General features: G+C 30.3%; 1 pseudogene. It reads left to right on the top strand.

From position 1 onward, the window contains the following. Window positions 1-39: 39 nt before the first annotated feature. Window positions 40-630: pseudogene (locus ACWIX0_RS14040) on the top strand (hypothetical protein); the annotation flags it as partial.

Below are 630 nucleotides of genomic sequence, written 5' to 3'. Positions count from 1 at the left end.
TAAGGATTTTATGCGTTTAGTCAATCATTTGGAGATAAAATGTCCCAACAATCTCAACAAACACAATCCCAATATGCTATTAAAGCCATTGATAAACGATATGACTTAAATGCACCATTTGCACCGGGAAGTTATATTGAGCTAGAAGTTGTGATAAGCGGTAATAGTCAAGTAGGTAATGTGAAATGGAGTTTTACAGAAATAAAAAGCCAAACAGAATTGCAAAATTTTCTAAATAAGAATACAAATACTAGCTTAACTACACATATTTTATTAGATAGCAATCAGCAACCAAATAAACAATATAATGTCCAAGTTTTTCAAGAAAACAACATAATTGATACCAATAAATTAGGATTTTCATTGCCTATTACAAGAGGTGATGCAGAGGAAACATTTGATAAATACTACATTATCGTATTTGTTTATGATACAAATCAAAAAAATCCTACTTTACAAGATGCTTATATAACTATTGATATGAGTTTTAGGGTTGGGGTTGGGAAAGATAAAGCTGTCAAAGAATCTATGCGAAATTATCAACAAAGCACAACGCAATCTACAATGAAAAACCAAGAACGCAATCAACAATATATTTATGAACAAGCTATGTATAATAAGTTTGCACGA

This window comes from Helicobacter sp. T3_23-1059 (assembly GCF_053654515.1).
Note: the sequence above shows the minus strand (reverse complement) of the source record. Positions and strands in the feature narration are given on the sequence as shown.